This is a genomic window from Neptuniibacter pectenicola, from assembly GCF_001597735.1.
Classification (GTDB): Bacteria; Pseudomonadota; Gammaproteobacteria; order Pseudomonadales; family Balneatricaceae; genus Neptuniibacter; species Neptuniibacter pectenicola.
On the sequence record NZ_LUTS01000023.1, the window covers coordinates 1 to 23,069 of the forward strand.

The 23,069-nt window shown below is 41.6% G+C and carries 28 protein-coding genes; 8 read left to right on the plus strand and 20 right to left on the minus strand.

Annotation, left to right across the window (positions count from 1 at the left end; all coding sequences use genetic code 11):
- Positions 1 to 109 precede the first annotated feature (109 nt).
- The 6 genes from A3773_RS16340 to A3773_RS16365 form a co-directional block, all read right to left on the minus strand.
- The gene (locus A3773_RS16340) at positions 110 to 385 is read right to left on the minus strand and encodes a hypothetical protein (protein WP_067988474.1); all 276 of its coding nucleotides are present in this window, start codon (positions 383 to 385) and stop codon (positions 110 to 112) included.
- Positions 386 to 654: 269 nt separating this feature from the next.
- Positions 655 to 996 carry a DUF3147 family protein gene (locus tag A3773_RS16345; protein WP_067869770.1) on the minus strand — a complete coding sequence of 114 codons (342 nt, stop codon included), beginning with the start codon at positions 994 to 996 and terminating at the stop codon, positions 655 to 657.
- A gap of 78 nt (positions 997 to 1,074) precedes the next feature.
- Positions 1,075 to 1,413, minus strand: a complete 339-nt coding sequence (locus A3773_RS16350; RefSeq protein ID WP_067869746.1) for a DUF6488 family protein — start codon at positions 1,411 to 1,413, stop codon at positions 1,075 to 1,077.
- A gap of 33 nt (positions 1,414 to 1,446) precedes the next feature.
- Positions 1,447 to 2,046 (minus strand): hypothetical protein, encoded by a 600-nt coding sequence (locus A3773_RS16355; RefSeq protein WP_067988477.1) that lies wholly within the window; start codon positions 2,044 to 2,046, stop codon positions 1,447 to 1,449.
- A gap of 11 nt (positions 2,047 to 2,057) precedes the next feature.
- Positions 2,058 to 2,717: a HupE/UreJ family protein gene (locus A3773_RS16360; RefSeq protein WP_082792467.1), complete on the minus strand. Its 660-nt coding sequence runs from the start codon at positions 2,715 to 2,717 to the stop codon at positions 2,058 to 2,060.
- A gap of 165 nt (positions 2,718 to 2,882) precedes the next feature.
- Complete coding sequence (locus tag A3773_RS16365; protein WP_156473559.1) at positions 2,883 to 3,263, minus strand: hypothetical protein; 381 nt, start codon at positions 3,261 to 3,263, stop codon at positions 2,883 to 2,885.
- Between the two features lie 130 nt (positions 3,264 to 3,393).
- Here A3773_RS16365 and A3773_RS18610 point away from each other — a divergent pair, with 130 nt between their 5' ends.
- Positions 3,394 to 3,600, plus strand: a complete 207-nt coding sequence (locus tag A3773_RS18610) for a GDCCVxC domain-containing (seleno)protein (protein ID WP_075107999.1) — start codon at positions 3,394 to 3,396, stop codon at positions 3,598 to 3,600.
- Positions 3,601 to 3,690: 90 nt separating this feature from the next.
- Here the strand turns inward: A3773_RS18610 and A3773_RS16370 are convergent, their stop codons facing one another.
- The 4 genes from A3773_RS16370 to cadR all read right to left on the minus strand — a co-directional run bounded on the left by A3773_RS16370 (position 3,691) and on the right by cadR (position 6,010).
- The gene (locus A3773_RS16370) at positions 3,691 to 4,101 is read right to left on the minus strand and encodes a hypothetical protein (protein WP_067988485.1); all 411 of its coding nucleotides are present in this window, start codon (positions 4,099 to 4,101) and stop codon (positions 3,691 to 3,693) included.
- Between the two features lie 113 nt (positions 4,102 to 4,214).
- Positions 4,215 to 4,469 carry a hypothetical protein gene (locus tag A3773_RS16375; protein ID WP_067869758.1) on the minus strand — a complete coding sequence of 85 codons (255 nt, stop codon included), beginning with the start codon at positions 4,467 to 4,469 and terminating at the stop codon, positions 4,215 to 4,217.
- Positions 4,470 to 4,852: 383 nt separating this feature from the next.
- Positions 4,853 to 5,239 (minus strand): hypothetical protein, encoded by a 387-nt coding sequence (locus A3773_RS16380; protein WP_067869761.1) that lies wholly within the window; start codon positions 5,237 to 5,239, stop codon positions 4,853 to 4,855.
- Between the two features lie 363 nt (positions 5,240 to 5,602).
- Positions 5,603 to 6,010: a Cd(II)/Pb(II)-responsive transcriptional regulator gene (gene cadR, locus A3773_RS16385; protein ID WP_067869764.1), complete on the minus strand. Its 408-nt coding sequence runs from the start codon at positions 6,008 to 6,010 to the stop codon at positions 5,603 to 5,605.
- A gap of 95 nt (positions 6,011 to 6,105) precedes the next feature.
- Here cadR and A3773_RS16390 point away from each other — a divergent pair, with 95 nt between their 5' ends.
- Together A3773_RS16390 and lspA are read left to right on the plus strand one after the other, a co-directional pair.
- Complete coding sequence (locus A3773_RS16390; protein WP_067988488.1) at positions 6,106 to 7,002, plus strand: cation efflux transmembrane domain-containing protein; 897 nt, start codon at positions 6,106 to 6,108, stop codon at positions 7,000 to 7,002.
- A 3-nt stretch (positions 7,003 to 7,005) separates the two neighbouring features.
- Positions 7,006 to 7,515 carry a signal peptidase II gene (gene lspA, locus A3773_RS16395; protein ID WP_067988489.1) on the plus strand — a complete coding sequence of 170 codons (510 nt, stop codon included), beginning with the start codon at positions 7,006 to 7,008 and terminating at the stop codon, positions 7,513 to 7,515.
- Positions 7,516 to 7,730: 215 nt separating this feature from the next.
- On the opposite strand, the gene A3773_RS16400 is transcribed toward lspA, so the two are convergent.
- The 10 genes from A3773_RS16400 to A3773_RS16445 all read right to left on the minus strand — a co-directional run bounded on the left by A3773_RS16400 (position 7,731) and on the right by A3773_RS16445 (position 19,923).
- Entirely contained in the window at positions 7,731 to 8,126 is a 396-nt protein-coding gene (locus A3773_RS16400) for a hypothetical protein (RefSeq protein WP_067867235.1), read from the minus strand.
- Between the two features lie 121 nt (positions 8,127 to 8,247).
- A complete protein-coding gene (locus A3773_RS16405; protein ID WP_067867233.1) occupies positions 8,248 to 9,552 on the minus strand; it encodes a sensor histidine kinase in 1,305 nt (434 codons plus the stop codon).
- Positions 9,549 to 10,217: a response regulator transcription factor gene (locus A3773_RS16410; RefSeq protein WP_067867231.1), complete on the minus strand. Its 669-nt coding sequence runs from the start codon at positions 10,215 to 10,217 to the stop codon at positions 9,549 to 9,551. Before A3773_RS16410 ends, A3773_RS16405 begins: the two co-directional genes overlap by 4 nt.
- 61 nt (positions 10,218 to 10,278) lie before the next feature.
- Positions 10,279 to 13,464: an efflux RND transporter permease subunit gene (locus A3773_RS16415; RefSeq protein WP_067867230.1), complete on the minus strand. Its 3,186-nt coding sequence runs from the start codon at positions 13,462 to 13,464 to the stop codon at positions 10,279 to 10,281.
- Between the two features lie 9 nt (positions 13,465 to 13,473).
- Entirely contained in the window at positions 13,474 to 14,790 is a 1,317-nt protein-coding gene (locus A3773_RS16420; protein ID WP_067988492.1) for an efflux RND transporter periplasmic adaptor subunit, read from the minus strand.
- A gap of 29 nt (positions 14,791 to 14,819) precedes the next feature.
- Positions 14,820 to 16,037 (minus strand): TolC family protein, encoded by a 1,218-nt coding sequence (locus A3773_RS16425; protein ID WP_067867226.1) that lies wholly within the window; start codon positions 16,035 to 16,037, stop codon positions 14,820 to 14,822.
- 18 nt (positions 16,038 to 16,055) lie between these two features.
- Complete coding sequence (locus A3773_RS16430) at positions 16,056 to 16,463, minus strand: hypothetical protein (protein ID WP_067867224.1); 408 nt, start codon at positions 16,461 to 16,463, stop codon at positions 16,056 to 16,058.
- 311 nt (positions 16,464 to 16,774) lie between these two features.
- Entirely contained in the window at positions 16,775 to 17,482 is a 708-nt protein-coding gene (locus A3773_RS16435; protein WP_067867222.1) for a copper resistance protein B, read from the minus strand.
- Between the two features lie 13 nt (positions 17,483 to 17,495).
- Entirely contained in the window at positions 17,496 to 19,409 is a 1,914-nt protein-coding gene (locus tag A3773_RS16440) for a copper resistance system multicopper oxidase (protein WP_067867220.1), read from the minus strand.
- Positions 19,410 to 19,419: 10 nt separating this feature from the next.
- Complete coding sequence (locus A3773_RS16445; RefSeq protein ID WP_067867218.1) at positions 19,420 to 19,923, minus strand: cupredoxin domain-containing protein; 504 nt, start codon at positions 19,921 to 19,923, stop codon at positions 19,420 to 19,422.
- 917 nt (positions 19,924 to 20,840) lie between these two features.
- On the opposite strand from A3773_RS16445, the gene A3773_RS16455 reads away from it, so the two are divergent.
- The 5 genes from A3773_RS16455 to A3773_RS16475 all read left to right on the plus strand — a co-directional run bounded on the left by A3773_RS16455 (position 20,841) and on the right by A3773_RS16475 (position 22,819).
- Positions 20,841 to 21,173: a hypothetical protein gene (locus A3773_RS16455; protein WP_067867213.1), complete on the plus strand. Its 333-nt coding sequence runs from the start codon at positions 20,841 to 20,843 to the stop codon at positions 21,171 to 21,173.
- A gap of 88 nt (positions 21,174 to 21,261) precedes the next feature.
- On the plus strand, positions 21,262 to 21,672 hold the full coding sequence (gene cueR / locus A3773_RS16460; RefSeq protein WP_067988494.1) for a Cu(I)-responsive transcriptional regulator: 411 nt from the start codon (positions 21,262 to 21,264) through the stop codon (positions 21,670 to 21,672).
- Positions 21,672 to 22,163: a DUF411 domain-containing protein gene (locus A3773_RS16465; RefSeq protein ID WP_231867971.1), complete on the plus strand. Its 492-nt coding sequence runs from the start codon at positions 21,672 to 21,674 to the stop codon at positions 22,161 to 22,163. The genes cueR and A3773_RS16465 overlap by 1 nt, the downstream gene beginning before the upstream one ends.
- 15 nt (positions 22,164 to 22,178) lie before the next feature.
- Positions 22,179 to 22,397: an SHOCT domain-containing protein gene (locus tag A3773_RS16470; RefSeq protein WP_067867211.1), complete on the plus strand. Its 219-nt coding sequence runs from the start codon at positions 22,179 to 22,181 to the stop codon at positions 22,395 to 22,397.
- On the plus strand, positions 22,394 to 22,819 hold the full coding sequence (locus tag A3773_RS16475; protein WP_067988496.1) for a c-type cytochrome: 426 nt from the start codon (positions 22,394 to 22,396) through the stop codon (positions 22,817 to 22,819). Before A3773_RS16470 ends, A3773_RS16475 begins: the two co-directional genes overlap by 4 nt.
- Positions 22,820 to 23,069 lie beyond the last annotated feature (250 nt).

The window sequence follows — 23,069 nt, forward strand, 5'->3', positions numbered from 1 at the left end:
TTCTGACCCATGACGACACTCCAATGATTGACGGTTATTGTCTCTTATTAAAGTGTCCGGTGTATTCAACCAGAACAGGGGCCTGAGTCCCTGCTAGATATGTAGAATCTTAGTTAGATGGGTGCTTTTCTCCTTTCATCATGTGACCTTGACCGGCATCACCGTCCTCCATCATGTAGTGTTTCCCTTTAGATTTTGCATGTTTGCCATCTCCATATTTATCAACATGCTCGGTAGAGGCGCCAGCTTTATGGTTTTTGCCTTCCATCATGTGTCCTTGTGGGCCGTCACCCGGATGTCCCATGTAATGTTTTTCACCAGCGATTGATACATTACTAAATGCGATAGCGGAAGAAATAATTAATACGGAATATAGTTTATTCATGTTGAACACCTTTTTGTTAGTTGATGGAGTTAGTGTAGATATTCCCCTAACTGGAAGGTCAATATGTTTTTTCAAATTATTTTTCATATGGAAAAGTATTTGATTGGAATCAGTGATTAGGTAAATAGAGGTTGTTCATTCATAGGGGGTGAATGATAGGGTTCGCGTGGTTTTCCCCAGAACCACTATTGCTTATGGAATGGATCGGTAGGCGGACTTAAGCAAGATCAGAGGGCGAGCTCCGTGCCAAAAGCGAGCATTATTACTAGTTAACTTAGAGTCTTCCAAATAGCCAATGTGGCTACATAACTCAAGATCATTACCAGAATCCCTATGGAAAGGCTGACGTAAAACCCCATGCCTCGATCAAGCAAAATGGGTAACGCTATAAACAAAGTTAGCGAGGGAACAATCAGCCATAAAATATTGATTGTCACTTCTCGAATACGATTAATATCCTGCGTATCAATATAGAGCCAAATTAAGGCAAATACTGAAATCAACGGAACCGATGCCAGAATAGCGGCAAGCATTGAGTTTCGCTTTCCAATCTCAGAAATGAGCACGATCAGAATGCTGCTGATCAGCACTTTCACTATATAGTAAGCCATAATCTCTCCTTGCCAGAACAGGTGCAGAGATAACATAAGGGTCGCAATAACGACCCTCAGTCCAAACGTTATTATGTATCAAGGTTCAGAATGCGTCGCAGATAAAGTATTACCCATCTCATCCAAAACCACATAAAGCGACTTGCGATCAGCGTCACTTACTGAACTGGTTGTATACTGGATAATCCAAACTTTACCCTGTGCTTTCTCCTGCTGGCTTGCCTCAATAAGTTGAGCTTCCTTCCATGAACGATCCAATTTGTATTTTTTGATCAGACGGTTAATCACTAACTCTGCTTTTACTTCAGCCTGAGCCTGAGAGATTGGCTCTTTTGGCCCATGGCTCGAGTGCGCAACCGACACTGTAGAAATCAGAATGGAAATGATAAATGCGATTAATTGTTTTGAGGTATTCATTTTAAATCCTATGTGAAAACATGAACGTCAGTGCTACGGCATGTAGAGATCGCCATAGAAACCATTTGTGGTAAGCGTGATCGTTACAGGTGTTGCTCCTGTATTCTGCCAATACCAGCCATGGGTTCCTTCAAATGGAGCAGTAAAGTGACCACTTGCCTGTTGTTGATCTTTACCTATCCAATAACTGGTGAACTCATCCTTAGCTGGATTGGGTGGCTCGCCATGCATATCGAAATAAACTAAACCACCATCTGTTTTCCAGTTAAAGACGAAGTTATCACCTGCATCCATAGGTGATTTTATTTCGGCTCCCTGTCGGGGCAACAAAGTTAATGTCATTGTATTAGTACGAGGTGCTGCAGCTCCTTTCCAAACTGGACTGTCAGCTCCTCCCAAAAGATTTACCGGTTGGCTTATAACAGGAGTAGTTTCTGCTTCGGAGGCATTAGCCTGATTAAGAACATTCAAACCCAACGCTTTACCCATTCCTGTCGGGTCTATACCGTATTCAGCTGGCAATATTGCGCTTACCAGAATTACTGCTGATGCAGCCATTGCAGCAACTGTTGCCTTTATCAGGCTTTTCGTTGACGGTAATCCGTCTTTATTAATATTTGATATATCGTTCATGGTGATAATTCCTATGCAGTAATCCAGTAGCCTGTTAATTGGTAACCAATGAGCATAAAGCCCAGTGCCATCAGGACTGCGTTTGTAAAGAATGCATGTTGATTAAACGAAGGTGACTTCCGCCAGAAGTTCATAGCAATCAGAATGCCTGCCAGAGCCATTAGCTGGCCAATTTCGACACCCACATTAAAAGCCAATATATTTGCTACAAGTCCATCTTCAGAAAGCGTGAAATCTTGTAGCTTTGTCGCCAGCCCGAACCCATGAAAGAATCCAAAAATCAGTACTGCTGCTTTTGTATTCGGTTGAAATCCGAACCAACGCTGGAAAGCGCCGAGATTATCGAGGGCCTTATAAACCACGGAAAAACCGATAATCGCGTCAACGATATATGGGTTAACATGTGTCCCGCTTAGAACCCCATACAGCAGAGTTACACTGTGTCCGACGGCAAATAATGTCACATAGATAGCAACATCCTTCATTCGGAAGAGAAAGAAGATTACGCCAAACAAAAACAAAAGATGGTCGTAACCAGTGACCATGTGTTTTGCGCCAAGGTAAATATAAGGAATTAATTGTGTGCCACTAGCTTGCTCAATAAAAAGAGCATCGCCTTCTGCCACGCCATGAGAAAATGCCGTAGGCACTACTCCGATCATTAATAGCATTAGTACAAACAAGCACAGGAATAGACGCTGTGCATACAGGGGAAAACTCCATCGAAAATATGATGATTTCAGATACACTCTGTAATCTCCGTTATAAAATCACGAACACCGTGAATCCCACGCAATACAGCGCATAAACTCACAATTGAGACAAAATTGAGTGGGTTAAACTATTGGAGGGCGAAACAGATTTGAGAGCGGTGGCTCTATCGGCATATTTGGAGAGAACAAAATCTCTGATGATCTAATAGATGTTGGAGCTGCTATGAACACTTGCACAGCCATTTGATTTTCAATCACGCCCATTGCATGAAGCAACAGGTGGTTCGCGTCAGATATTTCAGCATCTTCAGGATGGAAGTGACCTAACACTGGCTCATGGTAGTGTCCGTGTTCAATCGCCTGTATAGCTGGGTCAACACTTGGAACCCCTGAATGTGCGCTTTGCTCTACAACCAAAACCCCACGGCCTAAAAAAACCGCTATCAATATTAGAGCGATTGCAGCCAAGGTGCGATTGGACATAAGCGAGGAACTGTAATTCATGAGAAATATACTATCATAATTTCTTTGGCCCCAGAATAACCATGTAAAATACATACCCTATATGTCTGCTTTGTATTTGGGGTTTGTTTTCATTTTACCTATTGAATATGCAGGATTACCGAGGGGAATGATGGGTAAGATAATTCTAGAGTCAACTATCACTTGTCCAAAATGTGGCTATGTCAAAACGGAAACAATGCCAGAAGATGCCTGCCAATGGTTCTATGAGTGTGTAAATTGCCATTACCTTCTTAAACCATTGAAAGGGGATTGCTGTGTTTTCTGTTCTTATAGCACTATTTCGTGCCCTCCTATTCAGTGCAGAGAAAACTGCTGAGTAACGGGAAATAGCTAAGTGGATTGGGTAAGCTAGAAAGAAACTCTAGCAAAGAGAGCGTGGTTCCTTGCTAGAGAAGTAAGAAATTCCTTAGTTAGTAGGATGCTTATCTCCCTTCATCATGTAGCCTGGGTCCACATCGCCACCTTCGTTCATCATATAGTGTTTCCCTTTGGGTTTAGTATGCTTACCATCTCCGTACTGCTCAACGTGTTCGGTAGATTTGCCTGTAGGGTGACTTTCGCCCTTCATAGTATGGCCTTGGGGACCATCTCCTGAATGAGGCATGTAGTGTTCCTTAGTGGAACCCGTTTTTTTTGTTTCACTTGTAGAAACTATTGGATGGCTATCGTCCATACCTGCTTTGTGATTTTTACCTTCCATCATGTGTCCTTGCGGACCATCGCCACCGTGCATCATATAATGCTTTTCTTCTGCTACCGCGGTATTACCAATTGAAAGGGCTGCAGTAATAATTATTGCTGAAGAAATCTTTTTCATGTTTTTTCCTTGTTTGATTTTGATAGGAATGAGTTTAAATATTCCCCTAACTGGAAGGTCAACATGTTTTTTAAAAAATAAGCCGCTTTTGTTTAAGCGGCTTATTTATAATTTTAAGAAGCATCGTCAAGCTCTACACCGTATATCGATTGATAGGTGTCATTTTGTGCTTCCTTATTTCCTGCTGCTGTAGGATTCGTTTCTATCTCTTTATTTATATTTTCCATAGTTTCCTTACTTTCTATGTCCTTTTCTTGTGACAGGGAGTACAACTCATGAGTGAACTTGTCTACTTCCCCATCATCAGCCATTAATAAAGCTGGAGATAGTAGCAAAGGTATTACAGCGATTTTAAGAATATTGTTCATGACTAAATCTCCTATTTAGTGATATATGTATCGACACCGCGTTGCGATCTGCAAGTACGGGCTTGGTACATATTTAAAGCCTAGGCCTTCTAGTCGCTGGAAGGTCAAATATGAATAGAATGGCTGCTGAGGTGTTTATATATCTTGCTCCGCTATATTCTTCATATCTACTGTAGATATTTGGGGTTTGTTTTAAACCACCTATCGAAAATGCAGTATTGCCGAGGGGAGAAGGATGGATAAGATAACTCTAGAATCGACTATCTGAATCGTCACCAGTTCTTTAGACACTCAGTACCGGTTTCTCATGTCGGTTTTCATATGCTATCGGTGATAGCTGTTGTGTACAGGAGCCCCAGTTTGGACTCCTGTAGCTACTAGAACTATTCGTAACCTTTGTGTGTTATATGTATCGCTTTGATCTTATTCACAGGGGAAGGAAGTGAAATTTCAAAGCTGGAGAATCGACTGTTATCACCATCATATAAATATTCAAGATCCCAGCGTTTCCGTTCAATAGTTTCTCCGTTATCACCCATAATATCTGCTTCAATGAAGCCTGGATCGATATCACGGCTAAGATAACTTCTTGTTAATCTGCCGTGAAGAATTGGGTTTAAAAGGTCTTTGTTTGTTTCTATATCTCTTATTTTTACTAAAGATGAGTTTTGGTGGGTTATGTCTATTTTGTGGTCGACCGTTTCTGTTTGCGCGAATGTCGTTCCTGATGTTAATAACAGACTTGCAATAAAGTATTTAAGAGCCTTCATGTTTGTCACCTTCTATATAGTTACCTGACAGCTAGGTAAAATGAATTCTGTCTGATCTAATTTATAGGGCTTACATCCACTGGAAGCTCAAGAAATATAAGGTGAAACTTTTGTTACAGTTTGCTCATATTATTTTTCAACAGGCTGTTACTTTCGGGTATAAAAAAGGGGTATCCAAAATAAGTCGTTGGAACTCTGTTCAGTTCCAAACCTTCCTAAATCTAATAATCTGGTTGGGAGAGTGATAGGTTTTTAGCATTGACTTAATGGAATTCTAATGAAGGGTAGGGAAGAATGTTCTTATAGAAATATGAATGGGGGGCACAGAGAGGTTAGCTACCGACACATTTTGGAAACTCTAACCTACTGCTGATGTTTGTTTCCCTCGTTAATTCCAGCAAGCACTCCACACGCCTTGATTTCTCGGTTATCGTTGCAATTCGCTCTAAGTGAAACTAGTTGTTTCTCCAGCGCATGCAGAGTGGTTATCTGTGACCGGACATGAGCAATGTGATCATCGAGCAAGGCGTTGACGGCGATACAAGATTGATGAGGGTCGTCTTGGTAACTCTGTAGTTCGTGAATCTCAGCTAGTGACAGGCCCAGAGTTCTGCAGCGACGGATGAAGGCTAGCCGCTCACCGTGCATCTTGGTATAGACACGATAACCGTTGTCCTGCCGATGCGTAGGTGGCAACAATCCCTGCTGTTCATAGAAGCGGATCGTTTGTGTTTCGACCCCTATCAATTGCGCCAACTGACCAATACGCATTAGCTTCCTCCCAACCGGATTCTTTGCTCTCTTGACCTTATAGTAGCTTTATGGTTTTAAATGTTAACACAATCTTGTTCAAGTGGAGTCGTATCATGAGCAAATTCTGTGGTGGCACCTGTGGCGGTGATGCAAGGTCATCAGCGGATACCGATATACAGGCCTCCTCCGAAGCATCGGGGCAATGGGTCAGCGTTTACGCCGTGCCGAAGATGGACTGTCCATCAGAAGAAAGAATGATTCGCCTAGCCCTGAACGGCTTTGAGGAAGTTCGTGCGCTATCCTTCGACTTGGTGAACCGACGGCTTAAGGTCGTGCATGACGGCGAAGTCGAGCCCATCACTTCAAAACTAAAGACCTTGGGACTAGGCGCCTCGCATCAGGAAACGGTTGCTGCTGACTTGGAGACGCTCAAGGTCGCTGGGGACTCGGTAGCCACTGCGGCGCAAGAGTCTAGCACCCTGCGTTGGTTACTCGGCATTAATGCACTCCTTTTTGTAGTAGAGATGACCGCCGGTCTAATCGCCCAGTCAGCCGGCCTCATTGCCGAGTCCTTGGACAATTTTGCTGATGCTGCAGTGTACGGACTTGCCCTTTATGCGGTTGGGCATAGCGTGAAAATGCAAGTACGTGCCGCGCATCTTGCTGGTGTACTACAGCTTATCTTGGCTGTGGGCGTACTCGTAGAGGTGGTGAGACGCTTTGCATTCGGTAGTGAACCTGAATCGTTGGTGATGATGGCTATCGCATTCGTCGCATTGATTGCCAATACCAGTTGTTTGCTGCTCATATACAAACACAGGGAGGGCGGGGCGCACATGAAGGCAAGCTGGATATTCTCGGCTAACGACGTGGTGATCAATCTAGGTGTCATCACCGCCGGTGCTCTGGTCGCGTGGACCGGATCTAATTATCCGGATCTAATTATCGGCACTATCGCGGGGGTCATTGTACTTAACGGTGCTAGGCGCATCTTGGCGTTGAAGGGTTAAATAATGCTCATTATTGGCAAAAAGCTCTCGCCGTATATCCTACTGTCCATATCGGGTTTGCTGGCAGCGTCTGATCAGGCAGTAAAGTGGCTGGTGCAGCAATCAATGGCCTATGGCGAGTCTGTTTCGGTGACCCCATTTTTTAACTGGGTGCACCTATGGAACACAGGTGCCGCATTTAGTATTTTGGCGAATGCTGGAGGCTGGCAGCGCTATTTTTTTATCGGGATCACTGTGTTGATCTCGATTTTTCTGATCAAACTGATCCGTGAAAACCGTCATAAAGGAGAAACCATTGCTTACAGTCTTATCCTTGGCGGAGCCTTGGGTAACTTGATTGACCGGATCTTTCGCGGCTATGTTGTGGATTCCTTTGATTTCTATTGGCGAGATTTGCATTGGCCAGCCTTCAATCTGGCTGATATTGCAATTGTCATCGGTGCCTTCATTTTGGTTTCCGGTAGTTTGTTTGATAAAGAAAATACTAATTCTGAGCCTGATGGATCTGACTGACTCCTAGACTTATACAGTATTATGGCTGAACTTTCCGACAACATCCGTCACCTGCCGCAATACCAAGTGCTGGGCTGAAATTTAACAGTCGATCAAATGAACTTCCAAGTGGATAGAAGATGATTGCTAGTCCAAAGTGCCGAATAACCAATCTAATTCTTCGAAGAGAAGTGGCTACCGGCAGGAATTTCCTTTTACTACTATCAAGTATTAAATTATTTCTTCTGATGAGAAATTAAAATTGATTTTATGTCAGAAGAAGGTGTTTTTATTGCTAATTCAAATCCTGAAAAGCGAACGTTATCTTCTTTCGTGAAGTCTTCTATGTCATAGCGCTGATTCTCGATCACTTCGCCACTATCATTGATGATTTTCGCCAAGATATAACCGGGTTCGTCATTTATGTACATCCGCTTGTGTGTTAGGCGGCCTTTGATGACCACCATATTTTCAATACTCTCCGTTGATACATCTCGAATCGTTAAAGCCCGACTGCTCGTACTGGTAATTAAAGACGGGTCTACTGGAGGTACAGAGCCTGCAGCAAAACTGGCTTCACTTAACAAAACGCCGGTTAAAATTAGAGCACTAAAAAGACTTTTAACTTCCATAAATCACCTCATGAAATGGTTTGTAATGGCTAGTATGAAGAGTCAAAGTGATTGGAAGGTGAATTTAGGGCTTAAATATGATTTTTATCTCAAAACCTTATAATAAGGGAGATGATAAATGTTATGAAAAGTCTAATGGGATTCTAATTTGCACTCTGCATCCATGTGGAACAGCATTACTGATTTGTAATTGTCCAATATATTGCTGCACAATATTGCTAACTATATTCAATCCCAATCCATGCCCTGGAGCTTGCTCATCTAAGCGCACTCCACGTTCAAGTATTGAGGGAATATCACTTTCATTGTAGCCGGAACCATCATCAACAACTTGAAGGTTAAACATGCCCGACTGCATGGAAATTTCAATAGTTACCTGATGTGCGCACCACTTGGCAGCGTTGTCCATAAGGTTGCCAAGTAGCTCAAGAAAGTCACTTTTATCACCAGGGAAATAAGCTTTTTCACTGATTTTAAGTATAAAATCAATCTTCTTGTCAGGGTAAATTAACGTCAATGTGGATGAGAGATTATTAACAGTATCAGACAGAGAAAATGACTGCTTCTGACTACCCCGCCCAGAGATTCTGGCGCGTTTGAGTTCACCGTTTATAATGTAATTGAGCTGATTTATCTGATCGGTAAGTCTTAGTCTGTTTTCTGTAGATAAGCCGCTATCATTCTGCTCAATGATTTGGCGGATCACGGCGACAGGTGTCTTCAACGCATGAGAAAGATTACCGATGGCATTTTTGCTTCGCTCATTGCGGCTTTCCAAGTAACCAAGAAGTTGGTTGATTGCTTTTGCAAGTGGGGATATTTCAGCAATATTTGGCACAATCAACTTTGCTTTTTCCCCACGTTGGATCGCCTCAATTTGTTGGTAAACAGGAGTGATTTTAGAAAATGTTTCTCTGATTACTTTACGTTGAAGGTACATTAGTAATGCGAAGCTCAGAATCACAACCAGAAGCATAGAAAGATGAGACTGTTCTAATTCAACCAAGGAGGCCGTTATGTCTTGCATTACAATAAGGTTGAAGCCATCCGTATGACGCTTACTTAAAATAAGAAAATTTTCACCACTATTTTTTTCATACTGATAGATACCTTCAGTATTCAGCCAAGTTTTTATAGGAAGATCTGATATCAGCTTAGGGGCCGAGCTCCAACTGCTCGCACTGCTCTCTATGTAATAAAGATGGCTGCTGTGTTGTGGAAGGTTTAGGCTGACTGTGGAAAGGTTATTAGGTTTTGTTTTCTGTAAGTGTTTTAGCAAAGCCTCGCTTTCATGTTCTAACTGTTGGGTCAGGACATTCAGGTAGATCCTTTCAGCCCACAAGTGATTTAGCACTCCAAGAGATACGGTAATAATAGTCACTACGATGATAAAACGTTTTAGTAGAAGCTTTTCAATTGAAATCATACTAGGCCTTTGAAGCAGTACCCCTGAAACCGTTTGTTCTCAATGACTTTTTTACCCAATTTTTGGCGCAACTTACGAATATAACTTTCAACAATGTTACTTTCAGGTTCAGCATCAAATTGATATAGGCAATCTAGGAGTTGCTGTTTACTAAATAGACGGCCCGGATACCTAAGAAAATGTTGTAATAATCGAAACTCAGTATGGGTTAATGAAATTCGCTGATTCGTTGTTACTATAATGGCTTCTTGAGACAGTTCATCTAAACGTATTCCGCCTGCTTCCAATATTGGGCACTGGTGTGCTTTAGTTCTTCGCAACAATGCTTCTAAACGAACCAGTAATTCCTCTTGCCTAAATGGTTTGCAAACATAATCATCGGCACCGGCCTGAAACGTCTTAACTTTTTCCTCCCAATCATCACGGGCAGTAAGCACTAGAACAGGAATGTGTTGGTGCTGTTGGCGCCATTCTTGTAATAAGCTACGACCATTTCCATCAGGTAAACCCAAATCCATAATCGCTATGTCATATGTGATTTCGTTTGCCTTATACCGAGCATCCCTAACACTATTACTAAGGTCAACGAGATAACCTGAAGACTCTAAGCTGTGCTGTAATTGATTGGCTAACTGTAGATCATCTTCAATAAGCAGTAGGCGCATTTATATACACTCCGAGTTTAAGAAAATGCCTGCCAGCGATCTGGCAGGCATTTATACGGAATTACTCTTCTTTCTGATATTTATATTTTGAAAACGACTCATACAATGTAGGAATGATTAACATTGTTAACACTGTCGATGATAGTAGACCACCTACAACTACGGTGGCGAGGGGTTTCTGTATCTCAGAACCAATATCAGTCGACATTAAAATAGGAATCAATCCTAGCGCTGAGGTTAAAGCTGTCATTAAAACAGGTCTTAATCGAGAGCAAGCACCCTCATACACAGCTTCTGCCATACGTTGCCCGTCTTGAATACGTAAGTTGATGCTTTCGACCATAACAACACCATTCAATACAGCTACACCAAACAGAGTGATAAAACCGATTGAACTTGGTACAGAGAGGTATTGACCTGAGATAAACAGCGCCGCTACTCCCCCAATCAGTGCTAATGGCAGATTAAGCAACACTAATGCGGCTTGCCCAAGGGAGCCGAAAGAGAAATACAATAACAGACCAATTAAAGCTATTGATAAAGGTACAACGAGCATTAGACGTGCTTGTGCTCGTTGCTGGTTCTCAAATTGACCGCCAATATCCACTGTATAGCCCGTAGGTAGTTCCACATCCTTTTCAATGGCAGTATAAATGTCATTGACTACGCTACCCATATCGCGGCCCTGTACGTTTGCCTGAATGACCACACGACGTTGTACATCATCTCTACGAATTTGAGGTGGTCCTTGTTCAATTGCTACCTGAGCAACATCACTTAGACGAACAATAGCACCGTTATTTGCTTTTAATCGTAATTGACGCAAACTAGTTGCTGAGTCGCGCTGATCTTTTTGTAAGCGAATATATATGTCATATCGTTCGTTACCATTAATGACCTGTCCCGCACTGATACCGCCAATACCTGTTTCCACCAAACTCATGACATCAGATACTGATAAACCATAACGGAACAGCTGCTCACGGTTAGGGCGAATAACTAATTGGGCTTCGCCTTCGACTTGCTCCATAGCAACATCTGTTGCTCCAGAAACCTCTTTAACAACACTTTCTATTTCACGCGCTTTTTCCGCTAGAGTATTTAAGTCGCTTCCGAAAAGCTTGATCGCTAACTGGGCTTTTACACCAGAAAGTAGTTCATCAACACGTGTCGCGATAGGTTGTGAGAAAGTAAATAATAACCCTGGATGAATGTTTAAACGTTTTTGCATTAATGCCTGTAGCTCTTGCCTGTTTGTGGCGCTGGTCCATTCATTAACAGGTTTGAGACCTATATATATCTCAATATTTGATACAGGTTCTGGGTCACCACCAATTTCAGCACGCCCTATGCGGCTCAATGCATACGTCACTTCAGGAAATGACAGCAACTCCTTTTCTAATTTTGGAGCAACAGATAAAGCCGATTCCATATTAGCGGAAGGTGCGAGTGTCACCCTAAGATTAATAGTTCCTTCTTCTAATTCAGGAACAAATTCTGTTCCTAGTTGTGGAAGAAGGGATAATGTGGCGATTACAGTAATACCAACAATTGAAAGTAGTGATTTACGTCTTTTAAGTACGACACGTAACAATTTGCGATAACCGCGATCAATCGGTTTAAGAATTGGACTTTCTTTTTCTCGAATGCCCGACTTAAATATCAAGCTTGCTAATGCGGGTACCACAATTAGAGCAACAAGAAGTGCTGATAGCATGGCAATTATGATGGTAATAGCCATCGGTTGAAAAAGCTTTCCTTCTACGCCTTCCAAACTGAACAATGGTGCAAATACAACAATAATAATCATTACTGCAAAAAACACAGGACGAGCTACTTCCTTTGCAGCTATTTTGATACGTAATGACATACCATGAGTATCATGCTCAACATCAAATGGGTCGTCCACACCTGGTGCAGTATGGCCTTCGTGACGTTTATCCGGGTGGGTAATATGTTTGAATATATTTTCCATCATTACAACGGCACCATCGACCATCATGCCAATCGCAATAGCTAATCCACCAAGGGACATTAGGTTTGCTGACATGCCGTAATAAGACATAAAAGCTAAGGCTAAACCAACTGAAAGAGGAATGGAGAGTAAAACGAGCGTTGTCGCACGGAAATTCAATAAAAATAAAGCAATTACAATAACAATAAATATGAAAGCTTGAGTTAACGCTGTGACTACCGTGTTGATTGCTTTTTTAACTAAATCCGATTGATCGTAGTATGGTTCAAAAATTACACCTTCAGGTAAAGCACGATTTATCAGCTCTATCCTGTTTTCGATTTCTTCGATTGTACTGTTGGTGTTACTCCCCATACGTTTAAGTACAATACCCGTTACAACCTCACCGTAATTTTCAATTTCGCCTTCAGCATTTTTGTGTGACATAGTGACGGCGCCTTGGCGTATTTCACTACCAAATTCAACATTTGCAACATCACCCACACGCACAAGTGTTCCATCAACTTCTTTTAAGGGAATATCTGCAATATCCTGTAAACCTTTACGGTCGCTGCGTAACCAACCAACACCCCTGACAACAAGTTGTTCCCCACCTCGGTCAAGATACCAACCACCTGCATTACGGTTGTTTGCTTCAATAGCATCAACAAGCTGCTCACTTCTGATGTCATAAGAGAGTAAGCTCTGTGAGTCTAGATTGACCTGATACTGACGTACCTCTCCACCAAAAGAGAGTACATCTGTAATACCATCAACAGGCATTAATAGTAGCTTTACAACCCAATCATTAAGGCTACGAAGCTTCATAACATCGTAATCGCTGCCGGGCTCTGCTTTTATAAGGTATTGATAAATTTGACCGAGACCAGATGTGTTTGGACCCATTTCAGGTACACCTACTCCTTCTGGGATCATCTCTTTTGCGACTTGAAGCTGTTCAAATACTTGCTGCCTAGCAAAATAAATATCGGTGCCTTCTTCGAAAACAACGGTTATACCAGCTAAACCCGTTTTAGAGATGGAACGGACCTCTTCAACATCAGGCATTGAATACATTACGGACTCAATTGGAAAGGTAATCAGCTGCTCAACTTCTTCAGCCGCTAAGCCTGGCGCTTCTGCATTAACTGATACCTGAATGTTTGTTACATCAGGAAACGCGTCCAGATTGAGTTTGGGAATTAGAAAGGCACTTCCAATTAACGCGATGAGGACAGAGATGACCACTATAATACGGTTACCAACTGACCATTCTATAAGTCTATTTAGCATTGGTTTTTCCTAGTGGTTATGAATATCAAAGCCAGCTTTTGCTTGCTCGGAAGCTAAAAAGAAAGTTCCGGATGTTACAACCTTGGTACCACGACCTAACCCGCTGACAATGCGTGAGCCGACCATTTCACCTAAAATTTCAACTTCTTCTAGTTTGTATTCACCCTCATCTACTTGAACAAAGACTCCCCAATCTCCATCTGGGGTTTTAGTGAAAGATGTCTCTGGCAGTACCATCTGTAATGAAAAGGTTTCTGTTGGCATGAAAACACGCGCAAACTGTCCGGGGTGAAGCCTGTGATCACGATTATCTACGCTAATTCTGACCATACGTGTACGGGTAACTTCGCTAAGATTATGAGCAATCTGCAATAGGGTGCCATGATAAGATTCATCTCCGACGGTGAGGGTGATTTCAGTCCCTTTTTCTATATCTAATTGTTGATCTGCAGGGAGTTGTGCTTCTACCCAGATATCCTGTTCATCAACCAATGTAAATAAAGACTCATTGCTAGTGACAGTTTGTCCGATGAGAAAGTTATCTTGTTGAATAATACCGCTGTGTGGAGCTTTCAGAATGAACTGACCTAATGGGTTTTTGTTAGGTTTATTAACTTGGGCTTCAATTTCATCTGTAGACAAACCAAAGGCAATTACCTTAGTTACGCTTTGTCGAAAATTAGCTTCTGCACGGCTATAACGTTGTTTTCCAGATAAACTTTTCCCCATGCTTTTAACCAGCTCCCACTCTTTTGCGTTATTGCGAAGCTCGGTAAAACGATCTGCTAATTCATCAGAGAAAAGGGTAACAAGTGGATCCCCTTTTTTTACGTGATCACCTAATACAGCATGTCGCCTAATAACTTTTACGTCAGACTGAGCTGAAATAATGCTTGTTTTGTAACGGTTATTAACAACTTCACCATAAATGTTTTGCGTGTTTGCAACGTATTCTTGCTTTAGTTCAGTAACTTCTAAATCGATCATAGACTGCTGTTCTGGGGTAAGGTGCAATACACCTTCTTCTTCCTTATGTTCTTCCTCCCCTTCATGTCCTGCATGATCTATATCTTCTATCTCATGCTCCTCATGCTCCTCATGCTCCTCATGCTCCTCATGCTCATCCTCTCCTTCATGCTCTTGGTGATCATCTTCACCTTCGTGCTCTTCATGATCACCCTCATGGTCTTTATGTTCTGCCATTTCGCTTACAGAGTTCGTTACAGTGTTTATTTTTTCTTCATGATTTTCGCCAGCAAATGCAACGTTAGTCATGGATGAGACCATCATGCTGCTGATAACAAGAGGTAATATTTGTAGTTTCATCTTAAAATCTCAGAATATATTGGGCTGGTTCATTGTTGCTCTAACCAATGTATAAGTTGATTGCTACTGCTTAGCCATTCGATCAGGCTTAGGTTGGATTCTGCACTTAGGTTTACATCTGTCGCTAATGATGTATTGAGGCGCCGCAGGTTTTGCAGGTAATCAGAGGTGTTTAATTCCCCAATTTGCCAGAGCCTTTCTAATTTCTGGCTTAAGTGAGAGATACCTTTCTGCTGAGCCTTTTGCAAAAGGCTCTGTAAGCTTTTTTGCTGCTCAACAACATTCCAATTCTGTCTAAGTAAATTTTCTACTTCGATTAAATGTTGTGTAACTGCATAGTCTGAGGCTTTAGCATTAGATTCCGCTGCGCGTATTTCTGATTGATAATTATTACGTACATTTAAGGGGAAGGTGATTGAAAGAGCGAGAACATCATCATTCCCATCTTGCCCCATACCTAAGCCTAGAGTGGGCTCTGATTTACTCTCAGCTACGGACTGTCTAATTTGTAACTGGGCTAATTGAGCTTGTAAAGTGGATATTTTTACAAGATAGCTCTGTGTGCTTAGTGTGGAAAAATCTGGAGTAGTGGGAAGGTCATGCACTAATTTTTCAGGAAGTTTGAGAGACAAATCGCCTATTAAGCTTTGTTGTTGTGCTCTGCTTAACTGTAGATCTTTCTGTGCATTATTCTTTGCATTTATTGCATCAGACAATGCTACCTTCACAAACTCAAGGTCAAGCTGGTTAGCATCACCGGCCTGAATCTTTTGCTGAGTTAATTTAATTAAACGCTGGCTTATAACTAGTTCTTGTTCAGCCAGCTGTAATAACTCCTCAGCACGTCGTGTTTGTATAAGGCTGGTTAAGGAGTGTTTAGCTAATTCAGTTTTTGTTTGTTTATTTTGTAATGCGCTAATTTGTTCTTGAATAGCGGCAATCTGACTCCGGCTACTCCGCTTATCATATAAGTCTATCTTTTGGCTAAGTGTGACCTGATAGGCTCTATCAGTTTTATCGTCATAACTTATCTCCAATTCTGGATTATATATGGGCTGCATCGCAGCATCTTTTGCAGCTTTCGCACTATCTAAATTTGCCTCTAACTGCTGCCATTGTGGTGACTGCCCTAGACTCAGCAGTAGGCTTTTAGCCCAGTTAATATCTTGGGTATCTGCCCACGATGCCGCCGAGTAAGAGACTAGTACCGCTAAACCTATTTTTAATGTATGAGATTTAATTTTCATGATGAAATATCAGTATTTTTAGATTGAGTGATTACTTATTTCAGCTGGATGGAAATTTACTGAAACAGTCCAGTTTTCAGGCAGGGTATCTTTGAATTGGTAGTGGAATTTTGAGGCAAAAAAGCGTCGCTTTGATAATTTCTGTGGTGAGTAAGTTAGTGGCATCGTTTTAATAAGTTCAGAATTCTCATTCCGCACTTCCAAATCTACGTGCCCTTGACGCAGAGAGCGGGAAAGTTTTTTCTTTCTTATCTTGCCTTTTACTAAGCTGCCAATTTCATTGTTTGATAGGGTAACGGATTGAAAATGCGTAAACTTATTTGAGGTTTTAAATTTTAGTTCAGCTACTTCGGAATTTACTACTTGCCCTGCTTGCGCAGATAGCGAGCCTGTAATAAACGATAGTAGGATGATTTTAGTGACCATTATAATTACCCATTAGATTGGTAGTCATTAACTGACTATTTTGAAACAGAGTAATTGATGAAAATGATTTCAAAATGAATGAGTTGATTGAATGTGAGTCTTTGTCATTCGTTTACAGGCTTTCGTAAAATATTCAAGCCTGAATGGTTGTTTGTAGTTTCTATTTAAAATCAATAAGTTATAGAATAGTCCACGTAATGTTCTTGGGGCGCTTTTTTAGACAAAAAAAGAAGCCTAAAAAGGCTTCTTTGTTGATCCTAAATATCTTGTGGTAAAGCTGTTCCTTTGAAGTTAAGGGCTACTTTAGATGATTAAAACCAGGCTCTCACCCCAATAACAAATTGAACGTCACTGGTATCCTCTCCTTCTTCACGGGCATAGTCTGCGGTATTGCCGAATTTTTTCTCCCAATGGATTCCTATATAGGGTGCAAATTCCCTTTTGACCTCATAACGAAGTCGAATACCTGCTTCTATGTTCGAGAGTCCAGAACCGACTTCTCGTGCTTCATCATTTTTTCCGTGAAAATTAATCTCAATTTCAGGGGAAAGAACCCATTGCTGAGTGAGCATCATTTCATATTCGGATTCTAATCTCAGCGCTGATTGACCGTCTTCACCAATGAAAAGGCTTGCATCGGTTTCAAAGTAGTAGGGGGCAACGCCTTGTACCGCGACAACAGCCCAGTCTTGCGTGGGTTTGGGATAGAAATCATGCCGTATACCAAATTGAACATCCCAATATGGGTCAATCGCCTTGCTATAGAGAAGTTGCAGTTCTGCTTTCTCAGTTTCCCCGGTTGTGCGTTCACCTTCTGTTTTGAATACGAACTTATCAAGATCATACCCAGCCCAGCCTTGAACTTCCCAAGCAAACGGTTTACCTGAACTTGCATCCCTTTTTTCTAGTTGATCTATGGTTACCATGGTCAGCAAAGGGTCGTCTTTTCCTCCTGCTTCAGCTTGAAAAGGAAGGGCCGACATGGCTAAAATCAACGTCTTTTTTAAAATATTATTCATCGTCTTCTCCCTTTTAGCTAACGTGAACTTCACGGAACATACCAAGCATGTGATAAATCAAGTGACAGTGATATGCCCACTTGCCCTTAGCATCAGCGGTGACTCGATAACTAATTTTTGCTCCCGGCTGTACTACGACCGTGTGTTTACGAGGGATATATTTATCATCCCCTGTTTCTAGATCACTCCACATGCCGTGTAGATGCATAGGGTGGTTCATCATGGTGTCATTAACAAAATTAATTCTGACTCGCTCCCCATATTTCATCTGTATTGGATCAGCATCACTGTATTTAACGCCGTTGATTGACCACATATAGCGGCTCATGTTGCCAGTGAGGTGGAGATCAATTTCACGAGTTGGATCGCGCGGGTCAGGCGTTGGATTGAGGTTTTTTAGGTCTGCATAAGTTAAAACACGCCTTCCATTGTTTCGTAATCCTACCCCAGGATCATCTAGTCGATATTGAGGATCGTCTGCGCGCATATCAACATGCGGGCCATATTCCGTGTCTGCATGCTTAATTCCAGGAGATTGCATAGCATTATTCATGCTACCTACGGCCCCCATAGAATGTTGAGAATGATCCATCTTTCCGGAGCTTTGCATATTATGTTGAGAATGATCCATCTTTCCGGAACTTTTCATATTATGCTGAGAGTGATCCATCTTCCCGGAGCTTTTCATATTATGTTGAGAATGATCCATCTTCGCAGAGCTTTGCATATTGTGTTGGGAATGATCCATTTGAGAGGTACCCCCCATATTATGCATGCTGTGGTCCATGCCCATACCCATATCGGTGTGAGTAAGTAGAGGCACAGGATCAAGCGCAGGTACTTCACCCGTTAAAGAATAATCAGGTGTGAGCGTTCCTCTAGCATATCCTGAACGATCAATAGCTTGAGCGAAAACTGTATAAGCCATGTCGTGTTCTGGCTCTACGATCACATCATAGGTTTCAGCAACACCAATTCTGAATTCATCAATTGATACTGGTTGAACATACTGACCATCAGCAGCGACAACTGTCATTTTTAGGCCAGGGATTCGAACGTCAAAAAAGGTCATTGCGGCACTGTTAATAAAGCGGAGTAATATTTTTTCGCCTTTTTTGAATAATCCTTTCCAGCCTTCTGCAGGTGTGACGCCGTTTATTAGGAAGCTATAGGTGTAGCCGGTTACGTCAGAGATATCTGTTTGGCTCATACGCATGACATTCCACATCTCTCGTTCGCGAAATGTAGCTTCAGCCCCTTTTTCTTTAATATCTTTCCAGGTGTCATTGAGTGTTCTTTCGTTGAAGTTGTAGTAGTGGCTCATCTTCTTCAACTTTGCGTATACATCATTTGGATCTTCGTCAGTCCAATCGGATAACATAACGACATAATCACGATCATAGGTATAGGGTGGTGGTTCTTTAGGCTCGATAACTATTGCGCCATATAGTCCTGTTTGCTCTTGGAAACCTGAATGGCTGTGATACCAGTAGGTGCCTGATTGAGTTACTTTAAATTGATAGTTATATGTTTCACCTGGTTTAATCCCCGCAAAGGATAAGCCAGGGACGCCGTCCATTTCTGGTGGCAATATTAACCCATGCCAATGAATAGAACTGTCTTCAGCTAAAGTATTGGTTACACGTAATGAAACTGTTTCTCCTTCCTTGAAGCGTAAGACAGGAGCTGGTAAAGAGCCATTTACCGTTGTTGCGTACCGAGGGGCTCCTGTGAAATTAACCGCCTGCTTCCCTATTGATAGGTCAAAATCGTTACCTCTCAATTCGGGTGTGCCCATTTGTGGAGCTGCGGCGAATAATGATTGGGACTTAAAACCGAACCCAGCTAATACCCCACCCATTGCCAATCCGGTAACGAAACGGCGTCTGCTTGGATTAATGCTTTTTGGAAATGACTGCTTTTTCATCTGAACCTCCTTACTGACTATTACCGACTTTTATTGTTGTAATCATTCCTGCCTCGTAGTGCCCTGGCAGTGTACATGCGGCCAAAAAATTTCCTACGGAAGTAAACTTCCATATTAGTGTTTTGGTTTCTCCTGATTTTAAAGATAGAGCATTGCTGTCAGAGTGCTTCATATTAGGCATTCCTTGCATTTCTTTGCGGTGCATTTCAATTTTGTCTCGCGTACCTAGTACAAATTCGTGATGTATCTGCCCTGTGTTTGTTACGGTGAAACTTACAATGTCTCCTTTTTTTAGGTCTAAGGTATCTATGCTGAATCTCATTTGATCATTAGCGGTCAAGTTCAATGCTTTAGTTACCTCGGTGCTTTTTCCTGGTATTCCTATGGAATCGTGTTGCCCCTTCATTTCATTGTGATGTTGTATTGAGTCAGCAATAGGGCTTGCTACTCCCGCAAAAGCAGAAGGGGAGATTAGTAACATTGTTAGTAGTGCTGCTGAGAAACTCTTTTTCATTTTGAACCTCACTTAAAAAAAGAACTGGTCGGCCGCTTAAAGCATTTGTGACAGTTGCGGGGGGTGAAACCCGACCAGTTCAGAACTCCAGTATTGGCTTACGCCGGTTTTTTTTGTTGATATGGGGTTAAGGGGGAGCCGAGGTGGTTTCTTGATCCGTTGGGAAAGGGTTAATTTATACTGATCGCCAATAATATTGTTTGGAGGTACGACCTTAAATTTCGGTTCAATATTTCGTGATGAAGATATTACGGTAATAGTAGAAGAGCAATGGTTGAAATTAGAACCGAATTTGCTGCTTTCTGGTGTATCAATGCACTCTGTTTTCACAGGTTGAATCACAAAGGTCGTGTTTGAGGTAGATGATGCAAAAGATAGATTGCTCCAAATAAATAGAGCTATTATCAAGGCATATCGTCGATTTTTTGAGATGTGGTTCTTCATCTTGTTACCATTGATTGCAGAGCTATTTTGGCGATTTGTTACAGCAGTGAGGTTTGTGGTTAAAGTTGTCTCTGATATTCTCATCTGAGTATTGGTACCAACTTCTTTTCCATTTACTTAGTAGGCTGGGCTTAACTTCAAATTGATTGTTAGTTATAGCTTGCTCAATACTTTTCCACTGTATTTTTGTCGCATCGTATGAGACCTCTAACCAATCTTCAGACATAAGTAACCCAATCACTCCATCGAGATTAGATAGCTCAGCTGTTAATCTTTCGCTATCCCCTTGTTGGGAGAAGTATATATTTCGCGTTTCTGTTGAATATTTAGTCATAGCTGCATTGCCCTTACAGTTTCAATCAGCTTAATCCTTCCAGTTAGAGTAAGGTCAAGGATATAAGCAAAAAAAGGTGAATCTTAATTAAAAGCTCTTGTCACAGTAGATATTGTGGGGCTATCATAAGAATATGAACATGAGACAGCTTTTTACCATTTTTGCACTTTTGATAACGTTGTTTGGGACAACGCAAATGAGTGTGGCTGCTGCTTTACCAATGGAACACATGTCCTCTGATATGCATTCTATGGTGGAGATGGATGGTGGTATGGAAAAAAGTGTAAATTGTGCTGACCAACCTGGGTGTGAGTTGCAAAGCTCTTGCGGTGGTCACTTGTGTTCCGTTATTTCTAGCGTTACTTCTATGAAAATAGCGTATATCCCCTTTAATATATCTATATTTAAAGCCTCTTTAACAACGATTTATCTCATTCAGAAAGACAGACCTCCTCAGCCTTTGATGAGCTAATCATCAGGGGCGTAATGCTTCCTGCTTAATAAAAAATACCCCTCCTTCGATGGTGTGGGTTGGTTCCACTTATGCAGGTAATTTCAAAATGAATATTTCACAAGCAGCTAAGTTCACTGGCTTAACCAGTAAAACAATCCGTTTTTATGAAGAGAAAGGGGTCATTCCGAAAGCTAGGCGGGCGGATAATGGCTATCGCTTTTACACAGAAGACCAGTTGGAAACTCTAGGGTTTATTAAGCGTGCTAGGGGATTAGGGTTCTCTCTGGATGAGTGTAAAAAACTTTTGGATCTACAGCATAATCCTGACCGTGCATCAGCGGAAGTTAAAGAAAAAGTACAAGAGAATTTAGCGCGTGTTCAGAGTCAGATTGAACACCTTGAAGATATTAAATCTTCACTGATGAAAATGTCCAAATCATGCCCAGGTAATAAGGGTCATGAGTGTCCCATTTTAGATGAACTATGCCATGGAGGTCATACAGAGGTTTTGCAGTAATGAATATGGTAATTACAAAGATGAAAAAGCTAGTGGTGTTTCTTTTAATGGTTTTATCTCTACCAGCATATTCAGGTGATCCATACTGGTTGGAAAATAGAGATGATTCTCAGTATGAAATCGATGTATATCGCAGCGCAAGCTGCGGTTGTTGTAAAACCTGGATAGCACACCTTAAGGAACATAATTTTGTTGTAAAAGATCATGTTCTTTCTGATGTGGCTCCTTTGAAAGAACAATTAGGTGTGCCTAAAAAGGGCGCTTCGTGCCATACAGCTAAGATCAATGGAAAAGTTATCGAGGGGCATGTACCAGCCCAGGACATCAAAAAAGTGTTAGCTAGAAAAGATATCAAGCTTCTTGCCGTACCCGGAATGGTTTCAGGAAGTCCCGGTATGGATATGGAGGAAGCCCCTAAGCATGCGTTTAAGGTTTACTCTATCGATACTAAAGGTCAGGTAGGAGTGTTTTCAGAATACTCTAACTATTAAATAAGGAGTCAGATTATGTGGCATGCAGGTGATATGTTTACATCAGGGTGGCATGGGTTTGGAATGTTTATTTGGCTGTTGATTATAGTTCTATTCATCCTTTTATTTGTGAAAGCTTTCGCCAAAAAGAGAGAGGCTTCTTCGACAGCTATGGATATTCTTGATGACCGCTATGCAAAAGGTGATATTTCAGAAGAAGAGTATTTAAAAAAGAAAGCGGAATTGGAAAAATGATGACCCGAATAGGCGTCGTTTTGATTCTTTCCCTTGGGTTAGTAGGGTGTTTTGAGACAGAGCCTAAAGTTGAGGGGCGTTGGTACACCCAATCCCAAGTTGATCTTGGGGAAGCAGTCTTTTTAAATAATTGTGCAACCTGTCATGGTGCAGGTGCTCAAGGGACAAGGGAATGGAAAAAGCTTTTACCAAATGGAAAATATCCACCTCCCCCCCTTAATGGCTCCGCCCATGCATGGCACCACCCATTAAAAGGTCTGAAAGCTACAGTTCAGGAGGGCGGTGCTAAATATGGCGGAACAATGCCAGGCTTTGGGGAGTTGCTCAGTGAGAGGGAGCAGGAGGCAGCAATAGTCTTTTTTCAGAGTAAATGGTCTTCTGAGATTTATCAGATGTGGTTAAAAAGAGGAGGGCTGCGATAAAATTGAGATAGAAGTTTGTTTAATTCAGGTACTAGTTATTGTTCATTAAAAGGTTTTACTAAGAGTGAAATGAACAATAATCCATTAATTTTCCGTCCATAAATATGGTATTAGTTATGATCTTGATTAACTTTTGTAGCGAAGCATAAAGCCTCAAAGAGGCTGCTTTGTGTCCAGACCGTGTGAAAAGTCTGATTGAGGATAAGCCTTCAACCATTAAGGGATTATCCATTCTGATCGCCATAATGAG

Bases quoted from the DNA above. Each gene is read 5' to 3' on its own strand.
- A3773_RS16340 (WP_067988474.1), bottom strand. From the start codon at position 385: ATGAATAAACTATATTCCGTATTAATTATTTCTTCCGCTATCGCATTT.
- A3773_RS16370 (WP_067988485.1), bottom strand. From the start codon at position 4,101: ATGAAAAAGATTTCTTCAGCAATAATTATTACTGCAGCCCTTTCAATT.
- A3773_RS16475 (WP_067988496.1), top strand. From the start codon at position 22,394: ATGATGACCCGAATAGGCGTCGTTTTGATTCTTTCCCTTGGGTTAGTA.
- A3773_RS16410 (WP_067867231.1), bottom strand. From the start codon at position 10,217: ATGCGCCTACTGCTTATTGAAGATGATCTACAGTTAGCCAATCAATTA.
- A3773_RS16425 (WP_067867226.1), bottom strand. From the start codon at position 16,037: ATGAAAATTAAATCTCATACATTAAAAATAGGTTTAGCGGTACTAGTC.
- A3773_RS16440 (WP_067867220.1), bottom strand. From the start codon at position 19,409: ATGAAAAAGCAGTCATTTCCAAAAAGCATTAATCCAAGCAGACGCCGT.
- A3773_RS16375 (WP_067869758.1), bottom strand. From the start codon at position 4,469: ATGAACAATATTCTTAAAATCGCTGTAATACCTTTGCTACTATCTCCA.
- A3773_RS16420 (WP_067988492.1), bottom strand. From the start codon at position 14,790: ATGAAACTACAAATATTACCTCTTGTTATCAGCAGCATGATGGTCTCA.
- A3773_RS16390 (WP_067988488.1), top strand. From the start codon at position 6,106: ATGAGCAAATTCTGTGGTGGCACCTGTGGCGGTGATGCAAGGTCATCA.
- A3773_RS16455 (WP_067867213.1), top strand. From the start codon at position 20,841: ATGAGACAGCTTTTTACCATTTTTGCACTTTTGATAACGTTGTTTGGG.
- A3773_RS16430 (WP_067867224.1), bottom strand. From the start codon at position 16,463: ATGGTCACTAAAATCATCCTACTATCGTTTATTACAGGCTCGCTATCT.
- lspA (WP_067988489.1), top strand. From the start codon at position 7,006: ATGCTCATTATTGGCAAAAAGCTCTCGCCGTATATCCTACTGTCCATA.
- cueR (WP_067988494.1), top strand. From the start codon at position 21,262: ATGAATATTTCACAAGCAGCTAAGTTCACTGGCTTAACCAGTAAAACA.
- A3773_RS16345 (WP_067869770.1), bottom strand. From the start codon at position 996: ATGGCTTACTATATAGTGAAAGTGCTGATCAGCAGCATTCTGATCGTG.
- A3773_RS16365 (WP_156473559.1), bottom strand. From the start codon at position 3,263: ATGAATTACAGTTCCTCGCTTATGTCCAATCGCACCTTGGCTGCAATC.
- A3773_RS16445 (WP_067867218.1), bottom strand. From the start codon at position 19,923: ATGAAAAAGAGTTTCTCAGCAGCACTACTAACAATGTTACTAATCTCC.
- A3773_RS16405 (WP_067867233.1), bottom strand. From the start codon at position 9,552: ATGATTTCAATTGAAAAGCTTCTACTAAAACGTTTTATCATCGTAGTG.
- A3773_RS16400 (WP_067867235.1), bottom strand. From the start codon at position 8,126: ATGGAAGTTAAAAGTCTTTTTAGTGCTCTAATTTTAACCGGCGTTTTG.
- cadR (WP_067869764.1), bottom strand. From the start codon at position 6,010: ATGCGTATTGGTCAGTTGGCGCAATTGATAGGGGTCGAAACACAAACG.
- A3773_RS16465 (WP_231867971.1), top strand. From the start codon at position 21,672: ATGAATATGGTAATTACAAAGATGAAAAAGCTAGTGGTGTTTCTTTTA.
- A3773_RS18610 (WP_075107999.1), top strand. From the start codon at position 3,394: ATGGGTAAGATAATTCTAGAGTCAACTATCACTTGTCCAAAATGTGGC.
- A3773_RS16355 (WP_067988477.1), bottom strand. From the start codon at position 2,046: ATGAACGATATATCAAATATTAATAAAGACGGATTACCGTCAACGAAA.
- A3773_RS16470 (WP_067867211.1), top strand. From the start codon at position 22,179: ATGTGGCATGCAGGTGATATGTTTACATCAGGGTGGCATGGGTTTGGA.
- A3773_RS16435 (WP_067867222.1), bottom strand. From the start codon at position 17,482: ATGAATAATATTTTAAAAAAGACGTTGATTTTAGCCATGTCGGCCCTT.
- A3773_RS16380 (WP_067869761.1), bottom strand. From the start codon at position 5,239: ATGAAGGCTCTTAAATACTTTATTGCAAGTCTGTTATTAACATCAGGA.
- A3773_RS16360 (WP_082792467.1), bottom strand. From the start codon at position 2,717: ATGCTATTAATGATCGGAGTAGTGCCTACGGCATTTTCTCATGGCGTG.
- A3773_RS16350 (WP_067869746.1), bottom strand. From the start codon at position 1,413: ATGAATACCTCAAAACAATTAATCGCATTTATCATTTCCATTCTGATT.
- A3773_RS16415 (WP_067867230.1), bottom strand. From the start codon at position 13,464: ATGCTAAATAGACTTATAGAATGGTCAGTTGGTAACCGTATTATAGTG.